The following is a 22377-nucleotide window of genomic DNA, read 5'->3' as shown; positions in this document are numbered from 1 at the left end:
TATGGCAATGAATCGTTATGGTCAGCCGATTGGCGAACCGATGCCGGATTGGCAGCCGGCTCGCCGCCCGGGCGGCGCAACGCTCGGCGGGCGTTTCTGTTCACTGGCGCCGCTCGAGCCGCAGCGGGATTACGCCGCGCTGTACGATGCTTTCCAGCTGGCGCCGGACGGCCGCGACTGGACCTATCTGTCTATCGAACGGCCCGATACGCCGGCGGCGATGCTGCAGCATCTGGAGACGCTGCAGGCCAACCCGGGGCTGGTCAATCTGACGGTGTTCGACGCCGCCAGCGACGCGCCGGTGGGGACGGTGGCGCTGATGCGCATCGACGAGGCCAACGGCGTGCTGGAGATCGGCCACGTCAGTTGGTCGCCGTTGATGAAACAGCGCTCCAGCGCCACCGAAGCCATCGCGCTGCTGCTGCGCTACGCCTTTGATACGCTGGGCTATCGCCGCTGCGAATGGAAGTGCGACAGCCACAACGCGCCGTCGCGCCAGGCCGCGCTGCGCTTTGGTTTCCGTTACGAGGGCAACTTCCGCTTTGCGGTGATCGTCAAGGGGCGCAGCCGGGATACCGACTGGTTCGCCATCACCGCCGACCGTTGGCCGACGGTGCGGCAGGCGCTGGCGCGTTGGCTGAGTGCCGAGAACTTCGATGCGCAGGGGCGGCAGATCGCCCGGCTGCAGGTGTTGCGCGGCGAATAATAAGCAACAAGGCGGCCCGCGGGCCGCCTTGTCGTTGTGGGTCTAACGCGCTTACTTCAGCTCGTCGACCAGGGTAGTGGCGCGGCCGATGTAGTTGGCCGGGGTCATCGCCTTCAGACGGGTTTTCTCTTCTTCCGGCAGCGCCAGACCGTCGATGAACGCCTGCATGCCGGCGGCGTCCACGCGCTTGCCGCGGGTCAGCTCTTTCAGCTTCTCGTAAGGCTTCTCGATGCCGTAACGGCGCATCACGGTCTGGATCGGTTCGGCCAGCACTTCCCAGTTGTGATCCAGTTCGTCCAGCAGGTGCGCCTGGTTCACTTCCAGCTTGCTGATGCCCTTCAGGGTGGCCTGATAGGCGATCAGCGCATAGCCCAGGCCCACGCCCAGGTTACGCAGCACGGTGGAGTCGGTCAGGTCGCGCTGCCAGCGAGAGACCGGCAGTTTGCCCGCCAGGTGGCCCAGCACGGCGTTGGCCAGGCCCAGGTTGCCTTCGGAGTTTTCGAAGTCGATCGGGTTGACCTTGTGCGGCATGGTGGAGGAGCCGATTTCGCCGGCGATGGTCTTCTGCTTGAAGTGGTTCAGGGCGATGTAGCCCCAGATGTCGCGGTCGAAGTCGATCAGAATGGTGTTGAAACGCGCTACGCAGTCGAACAGCTCGGCGATGTAGTCATGCGGTTCGATCTGGGTGGTGTACGGGTTCCAGGTGATGCCGAGCGAGGTCACGAACGCTTCGCTGAACTGATGCCAGTCCACTTCCGGGTAGGCGACGATGTGGGCGTTGTAGTTGCCGACCGCGCCGTTGATTTTACCCATGATCTCCACGCGCTCCAGCTGGCGGTACTGGCGCTCCATGCGGTAAGCCACGTTGGCGAACTCTTTGCCGACGGTCGACGGCGTAGCCGGCTGGCCGTGGGTGCGCGACAGCAGCGGGATATCGCGGTATTCCAGCGCCAGCCCTTTCAGCGCATCGATGATTTTACGCCAGTAAGGCAGCACCACGTCCTGACGAGCGCTTTGCAGCATCAGCGCGTGCGACAGGTTGTTGATGTCTTCGGAGGTGCAGGCGAAGTGGATAAACTCGGACACCGCGTGCAGCGCAGGCACCGCCGCCACTTTTTCCTTCAGGAAATACTCGACCGCTTTCACGTCGTGGTTGGTGGTGCGCTCGATGGTTTTGATGCGCTGAGCGTCTTCTTCATTGAATTCCGCGACGATTTTGTCGAGGAAAGCGTTTGCGTCGGCGTCAAAAGCGGGAACTTCCTTGATTTCTGCGCAGGCGGCCAGTTTTTGCAGCCAACGTACTTCAACCTGTACGCGGAATTTCAGCAGACCGTATTCGCTGAAAATGGGGCGCAGTGCGCTGACTTTATCACCGTAGCGTCCATCAACGGGGGAAACGGCGGTCAGTGAGGATAATTCCATCGGTAGCAACTCCTGGGATCGATTAACAATGAGCAACGATATTTTGCGCCTGCTTGAACAGACGATTACGGGAAAACATTAACTGCAGGCGGCTGCCGCCGACCTGTTGCCACAGCACGGCGGCGCGAATGCCGGCCAGCAGCGTGGCGCGAACTTTGGCCTGCACCTGCGGGTTCTGCAGGATGGCCGGCGAGCCGGTCACCTGGATGCGCGGCCCGAGCGGGCTGACCACGTCGACGTAAATGCCGGCCAGCGCGCTGATGATGGTGTCCGATTCAAGATCGAAGTGCGCCAGCTGGCGTTCGAGCTGGCCGAGGCGTTCGCCGAGCGTGTTCATCGCCTGTTTGTTGGCGTTCAGCTTGCGCTCCAGCACCATCAGGCTGATGGTGTAGCGGGTCAGTTCCGCGCCCGGCCCTTTGTTGTTGGCATTCAGCACGCCCATCAGGGTTTCGAGGCCGACCATCAAATTGCGTTCCTCGCCGCCGAACACCGCCAGCGTAGAGGGTGGGTCCATCTGCAGCAGGCTTTTCAGCGAGGTCTGAAACGCTTCGCGGTTGCATTGCCCTTCATGGGCCAATTGCTGAACCAAACGCGCCGACTGGCTGATACCCGCCATGGCCAGCGTGATGTCATAATAATTCTTCGCCACGATGACTCCTGTAAACGCGGTGAACGGTACATGGCTTACTGCATAAGGTTGTGTGTATCGCAGGGGTAACGGCGGCGGCCGCGAACGGTAACGATCGGGCGTGGCTGTAACAACGATGACAACGAATGCCGCGGATCATGCCACAAAATCGAGGGTAAACCCAGCGTCTAATACGTCTGCGGTGAGGCGGAGGCGCCGTGCGGCGCAGAACTGCGCAAATAGGCGACGAAAATCGCCGGCGCGGCGGCGCGAACTTATTGTTGCTGCGGCAAATAAAGTGCGGCGGCTGCATCTATACTGCCAACGTGAACCCTCAAATAAAGACCTTTATATGCACGTAAAAAACAAGCAGCCACTGCCGGCGGTGACGCTGGCGGCCATCGGCGTGGTGTACGGCGATATCGGCACCAGCCCGCTGTATACCCTGCGCGAATGCCTGACGGCGGAGGAGGGCATCACCCTGACGCCGGCCTCGATTTACGGCTTTTTATCGCTGATTTTCTGGCTGCTGACGCTGGTGGTGTCGATTAAATACATTTGTTTCGTGATGCGCGCCGACAACGACGGTGAAGGGGGGATTCTGACGCTGATGTCGCTGGCGATCCGCAAGCTGGATGCGCGCTGGGTGCCGGCGGCGGTGCTGGTCGGGCTGGTGGGCGGCAGCTTCTTTTATGGCGATGGGGTGATTACCCCGGCCATTTCGGTGCTCTCGGCTATCGAAGGCCTGCAGATTATCGCACCCGAGCTGGACAGCTTTATCGTGCCGCTGTCGCTGCTGGTGTTGACCGCGCTGTTCGCGATCCAGAAACACGGCACCGGCAGCGTCGGCAAACTGTTCGCCCCGGCGATGGTCATCTGGTTCCTGACGCTGGCGCTGCTGGGCATCGGCGGCATTTTGCATCACCCCGGCGTGCTGCGGGCGCTGAACCCTTACTGGGCGGTGAATTTCTTCCTCGAGTACAAGGCAGTGTCGTTCTTCGCGCTGGGCATGGTGGTGCTGTCGGTCACCGGCGCCGAAGCGCTGTACGCCGACATGGGCCACTTCGGCAAAAAACCGATCCGCCTGGCGTGGTTTACGCTGGTGGCGCCGGCGCTGGTGCTGAACTACTTCGGCCAGGGGGCGCTGCTGTTGGCCAACCCGGCGGCGATCAATAACCCGTTCTTCCTGCTGGCGCCCACCTGGGCGCTGATCCCGCTGCTGGTGATCGCCACGTTGGCGACGGTGATCGCCTCGCAGGCGGTGATCTCCGGCGTCTTCTCGCTGACGCGCCAGGCGGTGCGGCTGGGCTACCTGCCGCCGATGCGCATCATCTATACCTCCGATCAGGAGTCCGGGCAGATCTACATTCCGGTGGTGAACTGGCTGCTGTTCGCGGCGGTGTTGATCGTGATTATCAGCTTCAAACACTCCAGCAACCTGGCCTCGGCTTACGGCATCGTGGTGACCGGCACCATGCTGCTGTCATCGATTCTGCTGAGCATCGTGGCGGTGAAAAACTGGGGCTGGCCGCGCTATCTGGGCGGACTGATGCTGCTGGTCATGCTGTGCATCGACGTGCCGCTGTTCGGCGCCAACCTGATCAAGCTGGCGACCGGCGGCTGGCTGCCGGTGGCGCTGGGATTGACCATTCTGCTGATCATGCTGACCTGGAAGACCGAGCGTTCGCGCCTGATCCGCCGGCTGCGCGACAATCAGGAGGGGTTGACCGCGCTGATCGAGTCGCTGGAGAAGGCGCCGCCGAAGCGGGTGCCGGGCACCGCCGTATTTATGGAGCGCACGCCGCATGCGGTGCCGCTGGTGCTGTTGCATAACCTGAAGCACAACAAGGTGCTGCATGAGCGCGTGGTGTTGTTGACCATCGTCACCACCGACATGCCGTATGTGCATAACGTGCAGCGGGTGACGATCGAACAGCTGTCGACGAGCTTTTGGCGGGTGGTGGCGAGCTACGGCTGGCGCGAAACGCCCAACGTGACCGACATCCTTTATCGCTGCGGCCTGGAGGGGATGAGTTTCACCATGAACGAGACCTCGTTCTTCATGTCGCGCGATACGCTGGTGCTGGGCAAACGGCCCTGGTATCTGCGCATTCGCGGCAAGGTGTTCCAGCTGTTGCAGCGCAACGCGCTGCGGGCGCCGGATCTGTTCGAAATCCCGCCGAACCGGGTGATCGAACTGGGGGCGCAGGTGGAATTTTGAATAAAAAAACGCTGCGATAACGCAGCGTTTTTCTTGGGCGGCAGGCGAACTACGCCAGGCGCTGTTCGATGATGCCGCCGCCGAGGCAGATTTCGCCCTGGTAGAACACCGCTGACTGGCCGGGGGTGACGGCGGAGACCGGCTCGTCGAAACGCACTTCGATGCGTTCGTCGTCGAGTGGGGTCACGGTGCAAGGGATGTCCTGCTGGCGATAGCGGGTCTTCACCGTACAGCGGAACGGGCCGGTCAGCGGCAGGCGATCAACCCAGTGCAGCTGCTGCGCGATCAGGCCGACGGACATCAGGCGCGGGTGATCGTGCCCTTGCGCGACCACCAGCACGTTATTGGCCACGTCTTTATCCACCACGTACCACGGATCTTCGCTGCTGTCTTTCAGGCCGCCGATGCCTAACCCTTTGCGCTGGCCCAGGGTGTGATACATCAGGCCCTGGTGTTCGCCGACGGTCTGGCCGTCGACGCTGACGATCGGGCCCGGCTGCGCCGGCAGGTAGCGGCCGAGGAAGTCGCGGAATTTGCGCTCGCCGATAAAGCAGATGCCGGTGGAGTCTTTCTTCTTGGCGGTGACCAGCTCCAGTTGCTCGGCGATGCGGCGCACCTCCGGCTTCTCCAGTTCCCCAACCGGGAACAGGCTTTGCGCTACCTGCTCATGGCTCAGGGTATAGAGGAAGTAGCTCTGATCTTTGTTGCCGTCGACGCCGCGCAGCAGGCGGCTTTTGCCGTCCACGTCCTGGCGGCGCACGTAGTGACCGGTGGCGATGAAATCGGCCCCCAGGTCTTCGGCGGCGAACTCCAGGAAGGCTTTGAATTTGATCTCTTTATTGCACAGGATGTCCGGGTTCGGCGTGCGGCCGGCCTTGTACTCTTCCAGGAACAGTTCAAACACGTTGTCCCAGTATTCCGCCGCAAAGTTCACCGTGTGCAGTTCGATGCCCAGCTTGTCGCAGACCGCTTGCGCGTCGGCCAGATCGGTCGCGGCGGAGCAGTACTCTTCGTCGTCGTCTTCTTCCCAGTTTTTCATGAACAGCCCAGCGACCTGATAGCCCTGTTGCTGTAACAGATAGGCGGTAACGGAAGAGTCGACGCCGCCGGACATACCGACGATTACTTTTTTCTGGCTGTTGTCTGACATGGGGATCTCACGAACTTGAACACGAACCGTGCTGATAAAAACAAGCGCAGGATTTTACCACGTTGGCCGCGCCGGCGCACTGTTCATCTTGTGCTGCCCAGCGCGCTTAATGCGGCCAGGCGAAGCTGCCGACCAGCGACAGCGGGTAACGCTCCGGCTGCTGATAGCTGCGGATGCTCTCCGCCACCAGTGCGGAGCGCAGGTTGGGCGCCTGCAAAATCTCGTCGGCGCTCAGCCACAGGCAGCGATCGATGTCGCTGTCGTGCGGCTCGGTCGGCAGCGGCTGTTCCAGCTCGATGACAAAGCAGAAGCGCAGGAACGGCGTGCGATCCGGCGCAATCCATTGGTGCAGACGTAAAAACGCCTGCGGCGTGGCGCGGATGCCGGTCTCTTCCCACAGCTCGCGCTCGGCGGCCTGCACCAGCGTCTCGTCGGCCTCCAGATGGCCGGCCGGCTGATTCCACAGCGCTTTGCCGTTGATGGTCTCTTCGACGACCAAAAATTTGCCGGCGGCGTGCACTACGCAGGCCACGGTGACGTGCGGTTTGAACATGCGGTCTCCTTACAGCGGTTTGTCGATGCGCCGATAGATATCGTCCAGCTCGGCGATGCGAGTGCGGTAGCTTTTGAACAGACAGGCGGTGTCACCGCCGCACCGCTGGCGTTTTGCCAGCCAGGCCTGCTGGCTGTCCTGCATCGCGCCGCGCGCGCCCATGGCGAACAGGCCGCGCAGGAATTGGTATTGGGTGGCCATTTGCACGTCCAGATCGTTCAGCGTGCGGTCGGCGCAGATGGCGCGTTCATCGCTGCCTGCCGCCTTGGCGCAGTCGAAGCTGGCGGCCTGGGCGGCGAGCGGGGCCGCCAGGGCGGTAAACAGCAGCGCGATCAGAGAGGGTTTCATTGCGCCTCCTTCAATTGTCGGTCTACAGGGAATCGATGGTTTTCCATTCACCAGGCTGCAGTGAGCCCAGCGAAAGATTACCCATACTGTAGCGAATCAGGCGCAGGGTAGGGAACCCGATATGCGCCGTCATGCGACGTACCTGGCGGTTTCGCCCTTCGAACAGGGTGATTTTCAGCCAACTGGTGGGGATGGATTTACGCTCGCGGATCGGCGGGTTGCGCGGCCATAGCCACTGAGGCTCGGCCACCAACTCCACCCCGGCGGGCAGCGTCGGGCCGTCTTTCAGCGTGACGCCGCTGCGCAGCGGCGCCAGATCGCTCTCCTGCGGCGCGCCCTCGACCTGCACATAATAGATTTTGCCGGTGCGTTTGCCCGGCTGGGTGAGCTGCGCCTGCAGGTGACCGTCGTTGGTCAGCACCAGCAGCCCCTCGCTGTCGCGATCCAGGCGCCCGGCGGCGTAAACGTCGGGGAAGGGGATGTACTCTTTCAGCGTGGCGCGGCCAGCTTCATCGGTGAACTGCGGCAGCACGTCGAAGGGCTTGTTGAATAACACAATTCGGCGCGGCCCCTTCGGCGCGGCGGGTTTGGCGGCATTCGGCTTGCTGAATCGTTTAACGTTGTGATTTCTAACAGAGAATTTTTTCATAACAGTTGAGATTACGGATGATAAGCGCATTATAACCGAATCCGTTTCGGATTGGCGCGGACCGAATATTCAAGTAGTATCTACACGCATCTTACAAAGCATTAACAAAATTGCGCTTGAAGGAGAGGTTGATGGAAAGCAAAGTAGTTGTTCCGGCAGAAGGTAAAAAAATCACGGTTGACGCCCAGGGTAAACTGGTTGTTCCTCATAACCCGATCATCCCGTTCATCGAAGGCGACGGCATCGGCGTTGACGTGACTCCTGCCATGATCCACGTGGTTGATGCGGCCGTTAAAAAGGCTTACCACGGCGAACGTAAAATCTCCTGGATGGAAATCTACACCGGCGAAAAATCTACCCACGTTTACGGTAAAGACGTGTGGCTGCCGGACGAAACTCTGGACCTGATCCGCGACTACCGTGTCGCCATCAAAGGCCCCCTGACCACCCCGGTCGGCGGCGGCATCCGTTCTTTGAACGTGGCCCTGCGCCAGCAGCTGGATCTGTACGTGTGCCTGCGCCCGGTGCGTTACTACCAGGGCACTCCAAGCCCGGTGAAACAGCCTGAGCTGACCGACATGGTGATCTTCCGCGAAAACGCCGAAGACATCTACGCCGGCATCGAGTGGAAAGCCGGCTCCGCCGAAGCGGACAAAGTGATCAAATTCCTGCGCGACGAAATGGGCGTGAAGAAAATCCGCTTCCCAGAGCAGTGCGGTATCGGCGTGAAGCCATGCTCCGAAGAAGGGACCAAGCGTCTGGTGCGCGCGGCGATCGAATACGCCATCACCAACGACCGCGACTCCGTGACCCTGGTTCATAAAGGCAACATCATGAAGTTCACCGAAGGTGCCTTCAAGGATTGGGGCTATGAGCTGGCGCGTGAAGAGTTTGGCGGCGAGCTGATCGACGGCGGCCCATGGCTGAAGATCAAGAACCCGAACACCGGCAAAGAGATCGTGGTTAAAGACGTGATCGCCGACGCCTTCCTGCAGCAAATCCTGCTGCGCCCGGCGGAATACGACGTGATCGCCTGTATGAACCTGAACGGCGACTACATCTCCGACGCCCTGGCGGCCCAGGTAGGCGGCATCGGCATCGCGCCGGGCGCCAACATCGGCTCTGACTGCGCGCTGTTCGAAGCGACTCACGGCACTGCGCCGAAGTACGCCGGCCAGGACAAAGTGAACCCAGGCTCCATCATCCTGTCTGCAGAGATGATGCTGCGTCACATGGGCTGGTTCGAAGCGGCTGACCTGATCGTTAAGGGCATGGAAGGTGCAATCGCCGCCAAGACCGTGACCTATGACTTCGAACGCCTGATGGAAGGCGCTAAACTGCTGAAATGTTCAGAGTTTGGCGACGCTATCGTTAAACACATGTAAGTTACTCCATTGTAGCGAATGTTAACGGGGGCATAATGCTCCCGTATTTTTTCCCGCCTAAAAAATCTTCTGCAAAACTCTTCTGCAAAATGGTATGAAAAATGACCGAATTTCACGCCCCAACAACTCTCCATTCTTTTCCTCGATCATCGTTGTATCGATCGGTTTGACGCTGGCTTTTATGCCCAAGTAAATCCCGAGTATTGATTTTTTGTTCCCGGTATAAGCGTTCGGCCAGCGAACGGATTTCGTGAAAGCTGGGCGGAGTTCCTTTGCTCCAAGACAATCCCGATAGCTCACGAATTTTTTTAAAACTTGTGCTGATAGTGTTGGGCTTAACCATTCCTCCCCGTCTGGCCATCGCCGTATTGTGCGTGTAGTGGACGAGGTAAGGGCTGACGATATGATCCCGGCACTGAGTGATTATCTGTTCCAGGGTCATGCCAATGGCATCACAGCGAAGGGATAGGGGGATCGCGACCTTAGCCCCGGTTTTTATCTGTTCAACGTGTAGGTGGCCGTCCCATACGTCAGAAAACTGCATTTTGCTATACACTACCAATAGCCAACCACCTTACCCGGTAACCAGCGTTAATGGCCGTAGTGGCGCTGTGGCGCTTAATGATGGTTTCTCTACTGATGGCACGAGCATGTGGTGGGATGCATTTAGTTCGCAGTTGCGTATACAAGTTGGTACCTGGTCAATAGGTGCAGCCCCAGGTTCATCCGTTACAGTCTCGTTTCCAAAGGCATTTCCTAACTATTGTATTTTTGCTATTCCAGTGCCAGATTCTTCTCTATCGACCGCCGCTGCAACTGAACAAGTTGGGGTTGGCGGAAGAACAAATACGACTGTTACTTTCACAAAAGGTAAAGGGGACACTGATGCTCGCGGTGGAAAATATCTGGCAATTGGCTTCTGAGGTCTCTTATGAAAGAGAATAGATATTACTACAGTGCTAAAACAGGTGGGTTTTACGATGCATCAGAAAAGAGTGTCTATGAGAACTCTATCAAAGGCTGGCCAGCGGATGCTGTCGCGATAACTAATGATGAATATAAATTGTTATTTGACTGGCAGGCCATTGGGAGAGTCATTGTTGCTGGTGACGATGGAAAACCTTACCTTGCAGCTCCACCAGAACCAACGCAGGAACAGTTAGTAGCGTCGGCGGAGCAGCATAAGCAGACATTGATTGATGATGCCATACAATCAATCAACACTATCCAACTAAAGTTGCAGGCAGGGAGGAAACTGACTATTGGAGAGACGGCTAGGCTAAACGTAATGCTGGATTACATTGATTTCGTACAAGGCATTGATGCGTCGATGGCTCCTAACATCGAATGGCCTGAAAAACCGTAGGAAAAGAAAGCCCGGACTCCGGGCTTTCTTTTATGAACGTTGTCTTTGAATGAAGAAATTACTCTGTAGCATTCTTTTGTTTAATCTCATTGCTGGGCTCTCGATTAGCTTAAAGCTAAAGTATGCAAAAACACTCGATATTACAACCGATAGTAGTATATTAACGTATGGTGATGCTACAAATAATGATGCTATGGTTTGCTGAACGGGAAAGGCCCATAAATAAACACCATACGATATGTCATTTTTGATTTTTAATCTTCTGATAAGCGAAAGAGAGGATGCATATAGTAATGACATGGACGCAAAAATATAAAATAATGCTGTTTTTGCCTTATCACTGTCAGACAAGAAAAATGCAATGATAGCAGCTATCGCCAAAGTAAATACCATACTGGTAGTGATTCGGTTTTTTAGTATTGCCAGAAGACACCCAGCAGAGAAAAATGGGTAAAGCAAATAGATACTTGGATCTTCCGATTTTGCTATCAAATGGCCTTTTAATGGAGTAAACGGCTCAATGAGTATAGCTATCGATATAATGGCAATAAATGTTTTCTTGTATGACCTGAATATAATGCTGGTTAAATATATTAATAACAGGTAAAAGTATGATTTTATCTCCATTGGTATCGTCCAAAGCGAACCATTAACGGCACTTAATGTGTTATCGACAAATACACCTGGGAGATTATATTGGACATCCAACCTTAAGGTTTTAAAAATGTAAGACCAAACATCATCGTACGAAAAGTAATCTCTAAGGCTAAAATTACTTAACCAAGGTCCAAATATTATCGCTGTTATTATGATGGTTGCGGCGTAAGCAGGAAAGACCCTGAAGAAACGCGATGATATATAATTTAATATATTCCCATTTGACAATAAACTGTTTGTAACGAGCAGTCCACTAATTAGGAAAAAAGTTTTTACTGCTACCCCACCAAATGAGACGTATCCTAATAATGTCATTTTATATAAAATATCATTACTTCCATCAGCTGGGGATAGTGCAAATGCGTGTGCATAAATAACAAAATAAGCGCACATTATTCTTATTAAATCTAGGTTGTTATTATCTCTTTTTATAAACTGCTCTATGGTAATTGATTTCATTAATGAACCACGTAAATAAATTTTTATCTGCATCATTCTATCACCATGCATGAACGAGAGGAAATTTAGTTGTCTATTCTGTGGCAATCGGGAGTCACCATACTAATAGAGATCAGGCGCAAGACTGTCGGCAACACGCTTTACAAGGGCGTATTGCGGGATGCAGCTGCATTAGTCCGCGAAAAATAAAAATGACCGGTCACCATTTTGTGCCGGTTGCCTACTTTGACGCTGGGGCGGTTCTTTCTGCAAAACTCAACTGAAACCACCATGAATAAAGGTTCGTTAAACACGATTCGTTTGAAATACCACAATCGGTAATTGTGATATTTATATATATAATTCAGTGTGTTAATTTTGACATGGTATGTGCTGCTGCGTCACATGGGCTGGTTCGAAGCGGCTGACCTGATTGTTAAGGGCATGGAAGGCGCCATCGCCGCCAAGACCGTGACCTATGACTTCGAACGCCTGATGGAAGGCGCTAAGCTGCTGAAATGTTCAGAGTTTGGCGACGCTATCGTTAAGCACATGTAAGTGTGTTCAGCGCTTGAATAAGAGCGGGAGCCTAAGGGCTCCCGTTTTTTTATTGTTCAAATGAGCAAGAGATTTTAAGCGTTAGCCGATTCACGCACCACCAACACCGGGCAATTGGCGTGGCGCACTACCGCGGTGGCATTCGAGCCGAGGAGGTAAGTCATTGCAGAAGGGCGGTTGGAACCCATCACAATAATCTCCGCGTTAAGCACATCGGCGAGTTCCAGGATCTGATCTTTGGGATCGCCGACAGCGACATGCGTGGTCACTCTATCTTCAGGCACGCTGAATTGTTTTGCCGCTTTCGCCAGCCCCTCGGTCGCTATCGCAATGGTTTCATCTTTGGTTTCCACCGCCGCCGTGGCGGCAAAGCCGAAGGCCGCGTAGGTGGCGCGCGACGGGATCACCGCCAGGAAATGGACGTGGGAGTCTTCGAGCCTGGCGAGCGCGTTGACATGCGGGATGACCTGCTGTGTTAATTCCGGCTCGGTAATATCCACGGGAACCAAAATAGTTTTGTACATACTCCCTCCTTATCGTTTTAAAAAACTCCACTTATCGGATTATAGCCGTTCGACGCCGGGAAAGGGGAGATCCGTATGGCAAACCTGGCAACGTTGTCTGCTGAAATGTCAGGCGTTTATCGACGTTATCGTTAAACGCCAATGGGCGCGCTTACTGTTTGAATAGAAAGGGAGCCATCGGCTCCCTTGGTTTTAGCTGGCTGAGATTATCGGACTCTTAATGAGGGATTTCCGACACCTCTTTGACTTCCGTCTTGTTGATTTGCTGTTTGACGCCATTGGCGTCGGTATACCCGATCAACCCGGCAGAAGTCTCTTTCGGTTTGCCGTCACTGATGATCGTTCGGCCATCGTGGGTATGAATAGCGTAGCTGGTGCGTGTGCAGCCTGACAGTGCGGCGATGGCAACCAAGGCGATCGCGGGAAGAACAAGCGCTTTTTTCATTTGAAGCTCCTTTTAGTTATTCAACTCACTCATGTTTGCAATCTGGTCTCGATTGATCTGTTCCGTTTTGCCCGTTTCAGCATTTCGATAGGAGACCAATCCGGTATCTTTATCGATCTGGGGCTTGCCGTCGGTAACAATGGTTTTGCCGTCCGTCGTTTTGATCGCCTGATTGGAAGCGCAGCCCACCAGGGACATCAATGCTGTTGCCGCCAGCAGCGCGGCAAAGGGGCGTTTGCTTTTCATACCTACCATCCTGGTTACTTAAACAAATTTAATATCATGAAAGTAAGTATAGGCAGATTTTCCAGATTGCCAGGGGTAAAAGTGCTTCTAATGGGATAAAAAATTAAGAATAACTTAATTTATTGATGGAGTGATTGCTCGTTCGGATAACAAGGTTATCGATAGGTCAGGGTACGCAGGCGTACCCCCCCCCCCGCCCGGGGGCTATGGCTTCATGTCATCATCGGCCCACGATTCTCCGCATGCCGATGCTTGATACTAATAATGTCTCTGGCGGTTTGGCGTTAATTCTGTATAAGTATTCGCCGGGGATCTTGTCGAATACCACGTTGATTTCGGCTGACTATCATCCATAAGGACAGGGATATGAAAATCACGCATTCAGGCTATAAAACCGGCGTCGCCACGCTATTGGCGGGAATGTTCGCACTGGCGTTAACCGGGTGTGCCAAGAGCACAACCCCCAGCCAAACCGACCCGGTGAATAAAGAGGTTGACGATCTTTTCGCCAACCTTGGCAACCCAAAGGCGCCGGGGAAAGAGAAATTACATTACCTGTCTCAGGTGCAAGCTGAGATTCAACGTCATTTTAAAGACGCCGAGACCTACTCAGGCAGAAGTTGCACATTAAGCATCAAGCTGGCGCCGGATGGCCTGCTGATCAGCATTCGGGCTGAGCAAGGGGATCCGGAACTTTGCCAGGCCGCGATAAAGGCAATCGTCAATGCACGTTTGCCTAAACCGCCAACGGCCGCGGTTTACGAAGCGGTCAAAAGCAGCGTATTGGAATTTCGCCCGCAGTGAAAATGCAGGGCGGAAACTGCTATGCCAGACAATTAAACCAAAGTCACAGGCCGTATTTTCATGCGGCCTGTGAATATTGGGTTGTGCAATATTTCGTATAGCGCTTCCTCATGCTAAAGCCCGTTTTTTCGGCATTATTTCACGGCATGCGGCACCACTCTCTACCGATACATCATCGCGCTTACGCGCTCGCTTCGGTCTTTAAAACCGTTGCTGCGCATCGTGACCACATAGTAGCGATAGTGGTGTTTCTGTGCGTATTCGCGCACCAGATCTTCGGCGAACAGGCCGCTGAAGGTGACGGTGGTGACGAACGTCAGCCCTTTCACTTCGTAGGTGCCGATCTCTTGCGGGGTGCCGATATACGGCGGCGGGAACACGGTTTTGTGATACTGGCAGCCCGCCAGCAGCAGGGTGAACAGCAGGGGGATAACGGATGTTGGCGGTAATCTCATCGGGAAATGCTTTCCTTTCTTGGCGTGTGTTTCAGTCACTCTATAGGTGTTTTTTATCCCAGCGCGCTAATACAGCCTGACATCCACCGCCTGCTGTTGCAGCCAGGCGCTGACGTAGCCGTAAGCGGCAGAGAAGGCCAGCAGCGCGAAGAGCAGTACGGAAAGCGAGGCCAAAAACTTGACGTCGCCGTGCTTCGACAGCTGATAGGCGCAATAAATAAAGGCCAACAGGCACAGCAGGGTGAAGGCGATGGCCAGCGTGGCGTAGAGAATAAGCATAACGAAACCCGTTCTTCCTTGTGAGCGCGGCAAGGATACCACAGACAAAAAAGGGGCCCAAACGGGCCCCGGTGCGATACGGCGCGAGAGGTTTACTCCGCCGCGTCGGGATGATTCTTGCCTTCTTCGATGAATTCTTCGTCGATCTCTTCGATGTTTTCCTTGCTGTCGCGGCCGGACAGGATGTTCCAGCAGGCGATGAACAAGGCGGCGATCAATGGCCCGATGACGAAGCCGTTAATGCCGTAAATCTCCATGCCACCCAGGGTGGAGATCAGGATCAGGTAGTCCGGCATTTTGGTGTCTTTGCCTACCAGCAGCGGGCGCAGAATATTGTCCACCAGACCGATCACCACCACGAAGAACACCACCAGGAAGATGCCTTTCCACAGCATGCCGGTGGCGAAGAAGTAGATCACCGCCGGCACCCAGATGATGGCTGAGCCCACGGCGGGGATGATCGACAGGAACGCCATCAGCGCGCCCCACAGCAGGCTGCCGTCAATGCCGGTAAAGTAAAACGCCAGCCCGCCGAGCGCGCCTTGCACCACGGCGACCACTACCGTGCCCTTGACGGTGGCGCGGGAGACGGCGGCGAACTTCACGAACAGGTGGTGCTTCACGTGCTGTGAGAGCGGCAGCGCTTCGAGCGCCAGGTTCACCAGGTACGGGCCGTCTTTCAGCAGGAAGAACAGCAGGTAAAGCATCACGCCGAAGCCGACGACGAAGTTGAAGGTGCCTTTGCCGATCAGGAACACGCTGCCCGCCAGGTATTGCCCACCCTTGAGCGCCACCTCGGAAAGTTGTTTTTGGATCTCGGCGGCGCTGTTGAGGTTATGCTCCGCCAGAAAGCGCTGCGCCCAGCCGGGCAGATGCCGCATAAAGTCCGCCAGCATGGTCGGCAATTGGCTGTTATTGGTCTGCAGCTTGGTGTAAATCATGTTGAATTCCATCGCCAGCGATGAGGCGATGATCGCTAACGGCGTGAACACGATCAGGCAGATCAGCGCCACCGTCAGCAGCGACACCACGCCGTTGCGTTCGCCGACGTACTGCTTCAACTTCTTTTTCACCGGATGGAAAATCACCGCCAGAATAACCGCCCACAGCACCGAGGAGTAATAAGGCCCCAGCACGTCGAGAAAGGCGGCGGTGACGATAAACAGGATCAGAATAAAGAATCCCTTGGAAATGCCTTTAGACATCATAGTCGTCCCTCAAAAGATGAATTTTCAGCATAGATGAACTGAATGAAAACAACACTATCATCACCTTTGCTTATCCGGTAGGGGATTTTTAACGGCGTATTCCATAGGGTTACTAAGGGGAAAGGAGGGCGCCGCGCGAGGCTCAGGCGGCGGCGCAAGGAAAGAAAGAATGCTAAATAGTTAACAAAATTTATTGATTGTGTTTCATTTTGTGTGTTGCGCTTGCCCCCTGAGCCAGGCTTTCCTAGTGTTGATGAGGGCGGCCGTTCGCCCGATACCCGAAGGAGTATGCAAATGACAGAACACAAACGACTTGCCGTTATCGAAAAGGCATTGCTGATCGCTTTCGCCGGTCTGCTGATTTATCTTGTTGCGACCGGCGCCTTGTCTTTGTCGGGCCTGGATCATCACTGGCCTTATCCTTCACGATAAGCACGCACCCGCACCAGGGAATATTCAGCACTGCTAATAATAAATAGAACCCCCTTTCTCATTATTGCGCCATTACGCCGCATTGCGCGGCCCGCGGCGAAAAATCAGCGCCAATACCGCCCCTGACACCGCTGCCGCCAGCACCAGCCACCCCGGCGCCGCCCAACCGGCCGCGGCCACGATGGCGCTCAGCGCGATCGGGCCGATCACCTGGCCTAGGTAGTTTCCCTGCATCACCAGCCCGAGGCTCAGCGGCAGCAGCGTGGGCTCTGGCGTCGCCGCCGGCGTGGCGGCCAGAATGGTGGCGGGCAGCATGCCGGCGATGGCGCAGAACAGGAAGCACAGCGGGATCAGCAGGCCATTGGGCGTCAGCGGCAGGAAAATGCCGATGCCAAAAATGCCGATAATCAGGCTGGTGGCCGCGAGCAGGCTCCCGGCCCGCAGACCGCGCGACAGCAAGAACCCGGCGGCGAGATTGCCGAAGATATTGACGGCGACCGCCGCCGCGCTGATGCCGCCGGCGGTCGCCAGGGTCAGACCGATGCGCTGCATCAGAAAGATCGGTAAAAAGGTCATCACCGAGAAAAACTGCAGGTTGTAAGCGGTGAACATCAGCGCCAGCAACAGCGGCTGGCGCGCCCGCAGTATCGCGCCCAGCGCTTGCCGCAGCGGCAACGGCGCAGCGTGCGCGTCGGCGGCGCGGCGTGGCGTGGTCAGCGGCAGCAGCAGCGCGGCCAGCAGTGTCAGCGCCGCACCGGCCTGCCAGTTCTGTTGCCAGCCCGCCAGGTGAGGGCCGAAAAACAGCGAAATGGCAATGCCCGCCGGCATGAAGGTGCTCCAGATGCCGAACACCAGGCTGCGCTGCGCCGGGGCGACGATGCGGTTCAGCACCGCCGGCGAGGCGACCACCACGATGACGAAGCCGAGGCCTTCGACAAAGCGGCTGACGATCAAGCCGCTGAAGTCGTGCAGCGTGGCGCCGGTAAAGCTGGCGGCGCTGACGATCAGCAATCCCAGCGCCAGCAGGCGCCGATCGCCCCAGCGGCGCACCAGCAGCCCGGCGGCGATGCCGCCGAACACCCCGACGAAAGGAAACGCCGAGATGACCCAGCTTAGCGTCTCCAGTGAACGGCCAAACTCGGCCTGCAGCGCCGGCAAGGCAATGGTGGCCTTGCCCACGTGCAGCGCCGCGGCGATGCCGGCGAACAGCACGTTGATGACGGCCAGCCAGGGCGTGGCGGCGGGGGAAATGCGGTCGATGGCGTCCGGTTTAATCGCAGTCATAACACTCTCCAGTGGCGGTAACGCCCTCACTATGCGTCTGCGCTACGACAGAAGTCGTTCAAATGCTGCGCTGTCACGCGGGGAAATTATTCATTTCGAGCTTTATTTTGCGCGCCTCGTTGTTTGGTTCGCCAGTGTGCCGCCCTGCGTGGACGCGGGCGGCCGTTCAGCGGTTTACTGTTCCGGCACGCCGCGAGCGTGCCCGATCAATTTTATTTATAAGGAGCAGTGTATGTCAGAGATGATGAATGAAAACGGAGCGCCGGTGATGGAGTGGAGCTACGGTGGCCGGGGTGACGATATCAGCAGCAGCCTGACCTTCGACACGGTAGAGGAACAGCCGCATGGCTTCCTGATGACGGTCGATCGGCCGGTCCAGATCTTCAAAGAGGCGCTGTCGCCGCTGATGGCCTTTGTCACGCTGCTGCGCCCGCTGTATGCGAAGACGGGCGAGGGATTCCAGTTCGTGCCGGTTTCCAACCCCTGGACCGATGTGCAGCGCCTGCCGCCAAGCGCCGGTTATCTGGGCGTGCAGGTCAACGCCGGCCTGTTCTTCCACGGGGCCAAACCGACGCACTATAAAGATCGCGACGGCCAGATGAAACCGATCGACGGCGGCACTGTCCTGCAGAACATCACCGTGCTGCATCAGGTGGCGCAGGCGCAGGGCCCGGGCGAAGGCGGGATCTGAGGCTGAAACGTCATCACGGGGCCGGACGCGGCCCTTATCTCGCCTTGAAAACCGCCCTTGGCTTGGGTAAAAAGGGTTGTCTATTCAAGGAGAAGAGTATGTACAGCGACAACGAGAAAAAATTCTACATCATCCTCAACCGCAACCACGAACCGGCCACGCTGTTTAACGCCTCCTGCCATCTGACGGCGGGCATCACCGATCTAATCGAGCAGCGCGAGTTTCACCACTACCCGAGCAGCCTCGACGGCGTCAGCGCCAATATGAGCCATTACCCGATCGTCATCCTGCAGGCCAAGAACAGCAGCCAGCTCAGCAACCTGATCCTCAAATGCAAGGAGGAGGGCGTGCTGTCCAACTTCTTCACCACCACCATGCTGTCGCACTCCGCCGAGCAGCAGATCGCCGACACCGCCAATACCCCCTACGAGCAGTTGGACTTCGTGGCGGTAGCGCTCTACGGCGACACTGAGCAGCTTAAGCCGCTCACCAAGAAGTTCTCCGTCTACCGTTAATCGCGAACGGCGTCACATCAGGGGCGGCAACGGCTATGATATTTTTCCATCAAATCGTTGATGGAGATGAACATGAGCGGCAAGAAAACCACCATGGCGGCCATTGCCAGAGAGGCGCGGGTCGGCATCGCCACCGTCGATCGGGTGATCAACCAACGCGCGTCGGTGCGGCCCGCCACCCAGCGCCGGGTGATTGAGGCGGCGAAAAAGTTGGGGTTCGCGTTGGAGAAGTCCCACTGCCTGTCGGCGGTGCTGGGCAGGCCGGAACGCCGCCTGAGAATGGGGTTCATCCTGCTGCGGCGCGAACACTCTTTCTATGCGCAACTGGCTGATGAACTGATGGCGCAAGCGGCGCCGTATCATGAGCCGGGTCAGCCGCCGCAGTTCATCTTCCACTCTCTCAATGCCATCGGCGACACCGCCGCCGCCATTAGCCAATTGAGCCGCCAGGTGGAAGCGATCGGCGTGCTGGCGCTGGATCACCCCCTGATCCACTATGCCGTAGAAGAAGCCGCCCAGGCGGGCATCAACGTTTTCGCGCTGCTGTCGGATTTATCGGTGCCCAGCCGCGCCGGCTACATCGGTCTGGATAATCAAAAAGCGGGCCGCACCGCCGGCTGGGCGGTGGATCGTCTGTGCCGGCGTCAGGGCGACGTCGGCGTGATCATCGGCGACAACCGTTTTACTTGCCAGGAAGCCTGCGAGATCGGTTTTCGCTCCTACCTGCGTGAACAGATGAGCGGCCAGCGTGTGCTGGAACCGGTGCGCAGCCTTGAGGACGCGGAAACGGCGCGCCGGGTCACGCGTGAACTGCTGGCGAACCACCCGGAGCTGGCGGCGCTTTACGCGCCGAGCGGCGGTGTGGAGGGCATTATTCAGGCGTTGCGAGAGAGCGGCCGGCAGCGCGACATCACGCTGGTGTGCCACGGCCCGATGCAGGGCGGTGAAATGGCGCTGCTCGACGGCACGGTGGATCTGCTGCTGTGCCACCGCATTCCCGAATTGGCCGCCACGATCGTCGAGACGTTACTCGCCGCCGATGAACAACCGGGATTACGCCACATCATTAATCGCTTCGATGTGATCACCAAAGAAAACCTCTGACGGCCGCTGAGTGGTGTTTGCCGAGAGCAGCGCGCAACAAGGCGCCGCTTGAATTTGATAAAAAACTATCAAATAATTTATCAAAAATAGCGCGATCTCTATCAAAAAATAAAATTTTCATTATTGATGGCTTTGGAATTTTTATTTGATACTGACGGCATTCCCCGCAAAAAAGGAGCCGTCGCCATGACTTTGCCTATCGCCAATGCGCCCTGCAGTTGGGGCGTGGATGATCCGAACAACCCCCATTTGCCGCCCTACGCCACGGTTCTGCAAGAAGCGTCGGCGGCCGGCTACCGCAGCATCGAGCTGGGGCCGTGGGGCTATCTGCCGACGCAGAGCGAGGCGCTGTGCGCCGCGCTGGAGCAGCATCGCCTGTCGCTGGTGGCCGGCACGATTTTTGACGATCTGGTCAGCGAGGCGAACATTGAGCGCCTGCTGGCCCTGACGCATCGGATATGCCGCAACCTCTCGCGGGCGCCCAGGGCGGAGCCGACCGAGGGCGATCGCGCCGCGCCGCCATTCTTGGTGATTATCGATTTCGGCAATCCGCAACGCGCCAGGTTCGCCGGGCGTTCAGATTTAGCGCCGCGTTTGTCGCAGGGGGAGTGGCAGAGGATGATCGGGCACATTACGCGCATCAGCGAACTGGCCTGGCGGGAATATGGTGTGCGGCCGGTGGTGCATCCGCACGCCGGCGGCTGCATCGAGTTCGCCGACGAAATCGACCGGTTGGCGGCGGACATTCCGCATCACACCGCCGGATTGTGCCTGGATACCGGCCATCTGTATTACGCCGGGCTGGACCCGGCTGCCTGGCTGAGCAAGCACTTTGAACGTATCGATTATCTGCACTTCAAAGACGTCGATCCGCAGGTGTTCCGAGAGGTGCTGGCGCGCGGCGTCGATTTTTTCACCGCCTGCGCCGAGGGCGTCATGTGCCCGTTAGGCAGCGGGGCGATCGATTATCCGCAGCTGCGCGCGCTGTTGGCCGAGCGCGGATACCGGGGCTGGATCACTATCGAGCAGGAGCGCGATCCGCGCAATGTGCAGGGCAGCCTGCAGGACGTCACCGCCAGCTTGCGCTACTTGCGCGGCCTCGGCTTTTAATCAGGAGAAACACGATGATCAACGGCAGCAAACCTTTGGCGAGATCGTTGCGCTGGGGCATGGTCGGCGGCGGCGGCACCAGCCAGATCGGTTACATCCATCGTTCGGCGGCCTTGCGCGACGGCGCGTTTACTCTGTTGGCCGGCGCGTTCGACATTGACGCCGAACGCGGGCGTGATTTTGGCCGGAGTCTGGGCGTGGCGGCGGAGCGCTGTTATGCGGATTATGCCGAAATGTTCCGCGCCGAAGCCGCGCGGGCGGACGGCATCGAAGCGGTCTCGATCGCCACGCCGAACAACACCCATTACGCCATTTGCCGGGCGGCGCTGGAGGCGGGATTGCACGTGGTATGCGAGAAGCCGCTGTGTTTCAGCGTCGAAGAGGCACAGGCGCTGGCGGCGCTGTGCGAGCGGCAGCGCAAAGTCATCGGCGTGACCTACGGCTATGCCGGGCACCAGATGATTTTGCAGGCGCGGCAGATGATTGCCGATGGCCGGCTGGGGGAAATTCGGCTGGTGAATATGCAGTTCGCCCACGGCTTTCACGCCGCGCCGGTGGAGCAGGATAATCCCAGCACTCGCTGGCGGGTCGATCCGCGCTTTGTCGGCCCCAGCTATGTGCTGGGCGATCTGGCGACCCACACGCTGTTCCTGGCGGAAACCATGGCGCCGCAGCTGAAGATCCGGCGGCTACTCTGCAGCCGGCAAAGTTTTGTGCCGTCGCGCGCGCCGTTGGAGGACAACGCCTATGTGCTGATGGAGTATCACAACGGCGCCATCGGCTCCGTGTGGGCTTCGGCGGTCAACTGCGGTTCGATGCACGGCCAAAAGGTGCGCATTGTCGGTGAAAAGGCCAGCCTGGAGTGGTGGGATGAACAACCCAATCAGTTGCGCTTCGAAGTGCAGGGCGAGCCGGTGCGGATCCTGGAGCGCGGCATGCCGTATCTCGCCGCGTCGGCGCTGGCGGACGATCGCATCGGCGGCGGCCATGCGGAGGGGCTGTTTGAAGCCTGGTCGAATCTCTACCGCCGCTTCGCGCTGGCGATGGACGCCACCGATCGGCGCGACGCAGCCTTCCTGGCCGACTTCTGGTATCCGGACGTGCAGGCCGGCGCGCTGGGCGTGAAGTGGGTGGCGCGCTGCGTGCAATCCGCCGAAGCCGATGCCGGCTGGGTCGCCTTCGACTGAGCGCGCGATTCG

Annotated in this window: 27 protein-coding genes and 1 pseudogene; 13 read left to right on the top strand and 15 right to left on the bottom strand. The window is 57.5% G+C overall.

Going from position 1 to position 22377, the window contains the following annotated elements:
• Nucleotide 1: 1 nt before the first annotated feature.
• On the top strand, nucleotides 2-706 hold the full coding sequence (locus IMX17_RS08115) for a GNAT family N-acetyltransferase (RefSeq protein WP_046899339.1): 705 nt from the start codon (nucleotides 2-4) through the stop codon (nucleotides 704-706).
• A gap of 51 nt (nucleotides 707-757) precedes the next feature.
• Here the strand turns inward: IMX17_RS08115 and purB are convergent, their stop codons facing one another.
• Both purB and hflD read right to left on the bottom strand, forming a co-directional pair.
• Complete coding sequence (gene purB, locus IMX17_RS08110) at nucleotides 758-2128, bottom strand: adenylosuccinate lyase (RefSeq protein WP_033652066.1); 1371 nt, start codon at nucleotides 2126-2128, stop codon at nucleotides 758-760.
• Between the two features lie 22 nt (nucleotides 2129-2150).
• Nucleotides 2151-2777 (bottom strand): high frequency lysogenization protein HflD, encoded by a 627-nt coding sequence (gene hflD / locus IMX17_RS08105; RefSeq protein ID WP_004941196.1) that lies wholly within the window; start codon nucleotides 2775-2777, stop codon nucleotides 2151-2153.
• Nucleotides 2778-3108: 331 nt separating this feature from the next.
• Between hflD and kup the strand changes: the two genes are divergently transcribed.
• Nucleotides 3109-4977: a low affinity potassium transporter Kup gene (gene kup / locus IMX17_RS08100; RefSeq protein WP_182264624.1), complete on the top strand. Its 1869-nt coding sequence runs from the start codon at nucleotides 3109-3111 to the stop codon at nucleotides 4975-4977.
• Between the two features lie 49 nt (nucleotides 4978-5026).
• Here kup and mnmA read toward each other — a convergent pair whose 3' ends face one another.
• The 4 genes from mnmA to rluE form a co-directional block, all read right to left on the bottom strand.
• Nucleotides 5027-6127: a tRNA 2-thiouridine(34) synthase MnmA gene (gene mnmA / locus IMX17_RS08095; RefSeq protein ID WP_016928066.1), complete on the bottom strand. Its 1101-nt coding sequence runs from the start codon at nucleotides 6125-6127 to the stop codon at nucleotides 5027-5029.
• A gap of 106 nt (nucleotides 6128-6233) precedes the next feature.
• Complete coding sequence (locus tag IMX17_RS08090; protein ID WP_015377609.1) at nucleotides 6234-6680, bottom strand: NUDIX hydrolase; 447 nt, start codon at nucleotides 6678-6680, stop codon at nucleotides 6234-6236.
• 9 nt (nucleotides 6681-6689) lie between these two features.
• Complete coding sequence (locus IMX17_RS08085; protein ID WP_182264623.1) at nucleotides 6690-7028, bottom strand: lysozyme inhibitor LprI family protein; 339 nt, start codon at nucleotides 7026-7028, stop codon at nucleotides 6690-6692.
• A gap of 22 nt (nucleotides 7029-7050) precedes the next feature.
• A complete protein-coding gene (gene rluE, locus IMX17_RS08080; RefSeq protein WP_046899344.1) occupies nucleotides 7051-7677 on the bottom strand; it encodes a 23S rRNA pseudouridine(2457) synthase RluE in 627 nt (208 codons plus the stop codon).
• 131 nt (nucleotides 7678-7808) lie between these two features.
• Here rluE and icd point away from each other — a divergent pair, with 131 nt between their 5' ends.
• Entirely contained in the window at nucleotides 7809-9062 is a 1254-nt protein-coding gene (icd, locus tag IMX17_RS08075) for an NADP-dependent isocitrate dehydrogenase (RefSeq protein ID WP_015377612.1), read from the top strand.
• A 112-nt stretch (nucleotides 9063-9174) separates the two neighbouring features.
• On the opposite strand, the pseudogene IMX17_RS08070 reads toward icd, so the two are convergent.
• Nucleotides 9175-9612: pseudogene (locus IMX17_RS08070) on the bottom strand (tyrosine-type recombinase/integrase); the annotation flags it as partial.
• 100 nt (nucleotides 9613-9712) lie between these two features.
• On the opposite strand from IMX17_RS08070, the gene IMX17_RS08065 reads away from it, so the two are divergent.
• The gene (locus IMX17_RS08065; RefSeq protein ID WP_193549589.1) at nucleotides 9713-9985 is read left to right on the top strand and encodes a hypothetical protein; all 273 of its coding nucleotides are present in this window, start codon (nucleotides 9713-9715) and stop codon (nucleotides 9983-9985) included.
• A gap of 8 nt (nucleotides 9986-9993) precedes the next feature.
• Nucleotides 9994-10428, top strand: coding sequence for a tail fiber assembly protein (locus IMX17_RS08060; RefSeq protein WP_182264620.1), 435 nt, complete (start codon nucleotides 9994-9996; stop codon nucleotides 10426-10428).
• 30 nt (nucleotides 10429-10458) lie between these two features.
• Here IMX17_RS08060 and IMX17_RS08055 read toward each other — a convergent pair whose 3' ends face one another.
• On the bottom strand, nucleotides 10459-11580 hold the full coding sequence (locus IMX17_RS08055; RefSeq protein ID WP_193549588.1) for an acyltransferase: 1122 nt from the start codon (nucleotides 11578-11580) through the stop codon (nucleotides 10459-10461).
• 312 nt (nucleotides 11581-11892) lie between these two features.
• On the opposite strand from IMX17_RS08055, the gene IMX17_RS08050 reads away from it, so the two are divergent.
• Nucleotides 11893-12081, top strand: coding sequence for an isocitrate/isopropylmalate family dehydrogenase (locus IMX17_RS08050; RefSeq protein ID WP_182264618.1), 189 nt, complete (start codon nucleotides 11893-11895; stop codon nucleotides 12079-12081).
• A 74-nt stretch (nucleotides 12082-12155) separates the two neighbouring features.
• Here IMX17_RS08050 and uspF read toward each other — a convergent pair whose 3' ends face one another.
• The 3 genes from uspF to IMX17_RS08035 form a co-directional block, all read right to left on the bottom strand.
• Entirely contained in the window at nucleotides 12156-12605 is a 450-nt protein-coding gene (uspF, locus tag IMX17_RS08045; protein WP_182264617.1) for a universal stress protein UspF, read from the bottom strand.
• 217 nt (nucleotides 12606-12822) lie between these two features.
• On the bottom strand, nucleotides 12823-13050 hold the full coding sequence (locus tag IMX17_RS08040; protein WP_019454813.1) for a YgdI/YgdR family lipoprotein: 228 nt from the start codon (nucleotides 13048-13050) through the stop codon (nucleotides 12823-12825).
• Nucleotides 13051-13062: 12 nt separating this feature from the next.
• The gene (locus tag IMX17_RS08035; protein WP_033642785.1) at nucleotides 13063-13296 is read right to left on the bottom strand and encodes a YgdI/YgdR family lipoprotein; all 234 of its coding nucleotides are present in this window, start codon (nucleotides 13294-13296) and stop codon (nucleotides 13063-13065) included.
• 366 nt (nucleotides 13297-13662) lie between these two features.
• On the opposite strand from IMX17_RS08035, the gene tolA reads away from it, so the two are divergent.
• The gene (gene tolA, locus IMX17_RS08030) at nucleotides 13663-14100 is read left to right on the top strand and encodes a cell envelope integrity protein TolA (protein WP_046898576.1); all 438 of its coding nucleotides are present in this window, start codon (nucleotides 13663-13665) and stop codon (nucleotides 14098-14100) included.
• A gap of 161 nt (nucleotides 14101-14261) precedes the next feature.
• On the opposite strand, the gene IMX17_RS08025 is transcribed toward tolA, so the two are convergent.
• From IMX17_RS08025 to IMX17_RS08015, 3 genes are all read right to left on the bottom strand, one after another.
• Nucleotides 14262-14555 carry a hypothetical protein gene (locus tag IMX17_RS08025; RefSeq protein ID WP_046898574.1) on the bottom strand — a complete coding sequence of 98 codons (294 nt, stop codon included), beginning with the start codon at nucleotides 14553-14555 and terminating at the stop codon, nucleotides 14262-14264.
• 66 nt (nucleotides 14556-14621) lie between these two features.
• Entirely contained in the window at nucleotides 14622-14834 is a 213-nt protein-coding gene (locus IMX17_RS08020) for a hypothetical protein (protein ID WP_046898573.1), read from the bottom strand.
• Nucleotides 14835-14926: 92 nt separating this feature from the next.
• On the bottom strand, nucleotides 14927-16042 hold the full coding sequence (locus IMX17_RS08015) for an AI-2E family transporter (protein ID WP_033652078.1): 1116 nt from the start codon (nucleotides 16040-16042) through the stop codon (nucleotides 14927-14929).
• 294 nt (nucleotides 16043-16336) lie between these two features.
• Here IMX17_RS08015 and IMX17_RS08010 point away from each other — a divergent pair, with 294 nt between their 5' ends.
• Complete coding sequence (locus IMX17_RS08010) at nucleotides 16337-16474, top strand: hypothetical protein (RefSeq protein ID WP_016928056.1); 138 nt, start codon at nucleotides 16337-16339, stop codon at nucleotides 16472-16474.
• 72 nt (nucleotides 16475-16546) lie between these two features.
• Here IMX17_RS08010 and IMX17_RS08005 read toward each other — a convergent pair whose 3' ends face one another.
• On the bottom strand, nucleotides 16547-17758 hold the full coding sequence (locus tag IMX17_RS08005; protein ID WP_182264616.1) for a CynX/NimT family MFS transporter: 1212 nt from the start codon (nucleotides 17756-17758) through the stop codon (nucleotides 16547-16549).
• 232 nt (nucleotides 17759-17990) lie between these two features.
• On the opposite strand from IMX17_RS08005, the gene IMX17_RS08000 reads away from it, so the two are divergent.
• The 5 genes from IMX17_RS08000 (at nucleotide 17991) to IMX17_RS07980 (ending at nucleotide 22365) form a co-directional block, all read left to right on the top strand.
• The gene (locus IMX17_RS08000; RefSeq protein ID WP_046898571.1) at nucleotides 17991-18449 is read left to right on the top strand and encodes a hypothetical protein; all 459 of its coding nucleotides are present in this window, start codon (nucleotides 17991-17993) and stop codon (nucleotides 18447-18449) included.
• A 98-nt stretch (nucleotides 18450-18547) separates the two neighbouring features.
• Nucleotides 18548-18964 (top strand): DUF2000 domain-containing protein, encoded by a 417-nt coding sequence (locus tag IMX17_RS07995; RefSeq protein WP_004941246.1) that lies wholly within the window; start codon nucleotides 18548-18550, stop codon nucleotides 18962-18964.
• Nucleotides 18965-19036: 72 nt separating this feature from the next.
• Nucleotides 19037-20068: a LacI family DNA-binding transcriptional regulator gene (locus IMX17_RS07990; RefSeq protein WP_182264615.1), complete on the top strand. Its 1032-nt coding sequence runs from the start codon at nucleotides 19037-19039 to the stop codon at nucleotides 20066-20068.
• 186 nt (nucleotides 20069-20254) lie between these two features.
• Nucleotides 20255-21178 (top strand): TIM barrel protein, encoded by a 924-nt coding sequence (locus tag IMX17_RS07985; protein ID WP_046898569.1) that lies wholly within the window; start codon nucleotides 20255-20257, stop codon nucleotides 21176-21178.
• Between the two features lie 14 nt (nucleotides 21179-21192).
• Complete coding sequence (locus tag IMX17_RS07980) at nucleotides 21193-22365, top strand: Gfo/Idh/MocA family protein (RefSeq protein WP_182264614.1); 1173 nt, start codon at nucleotides 21193-21195, stop codon at nucleotides 22363-22365.
• Nucleotides 22366-22377: the final 12 nt, after the last annotated feature.

The sequence above is a fragment of the Serratia sp. X3 genome (genome assembly GCF_014982455.1).
Taxonomy (GTDB): domain Bacteria; phylum Pseudomonadota; class Gammaproteobacteria; order Enterobacterales; family Enterobacteriaceae; genus Serratia; species Serratia ureilytica.
The sequence above is the reverse complement of the archived record's forward strand: the minus strand, read 5'-3'. Positions and strand labels throughout refer to the sequence as shown.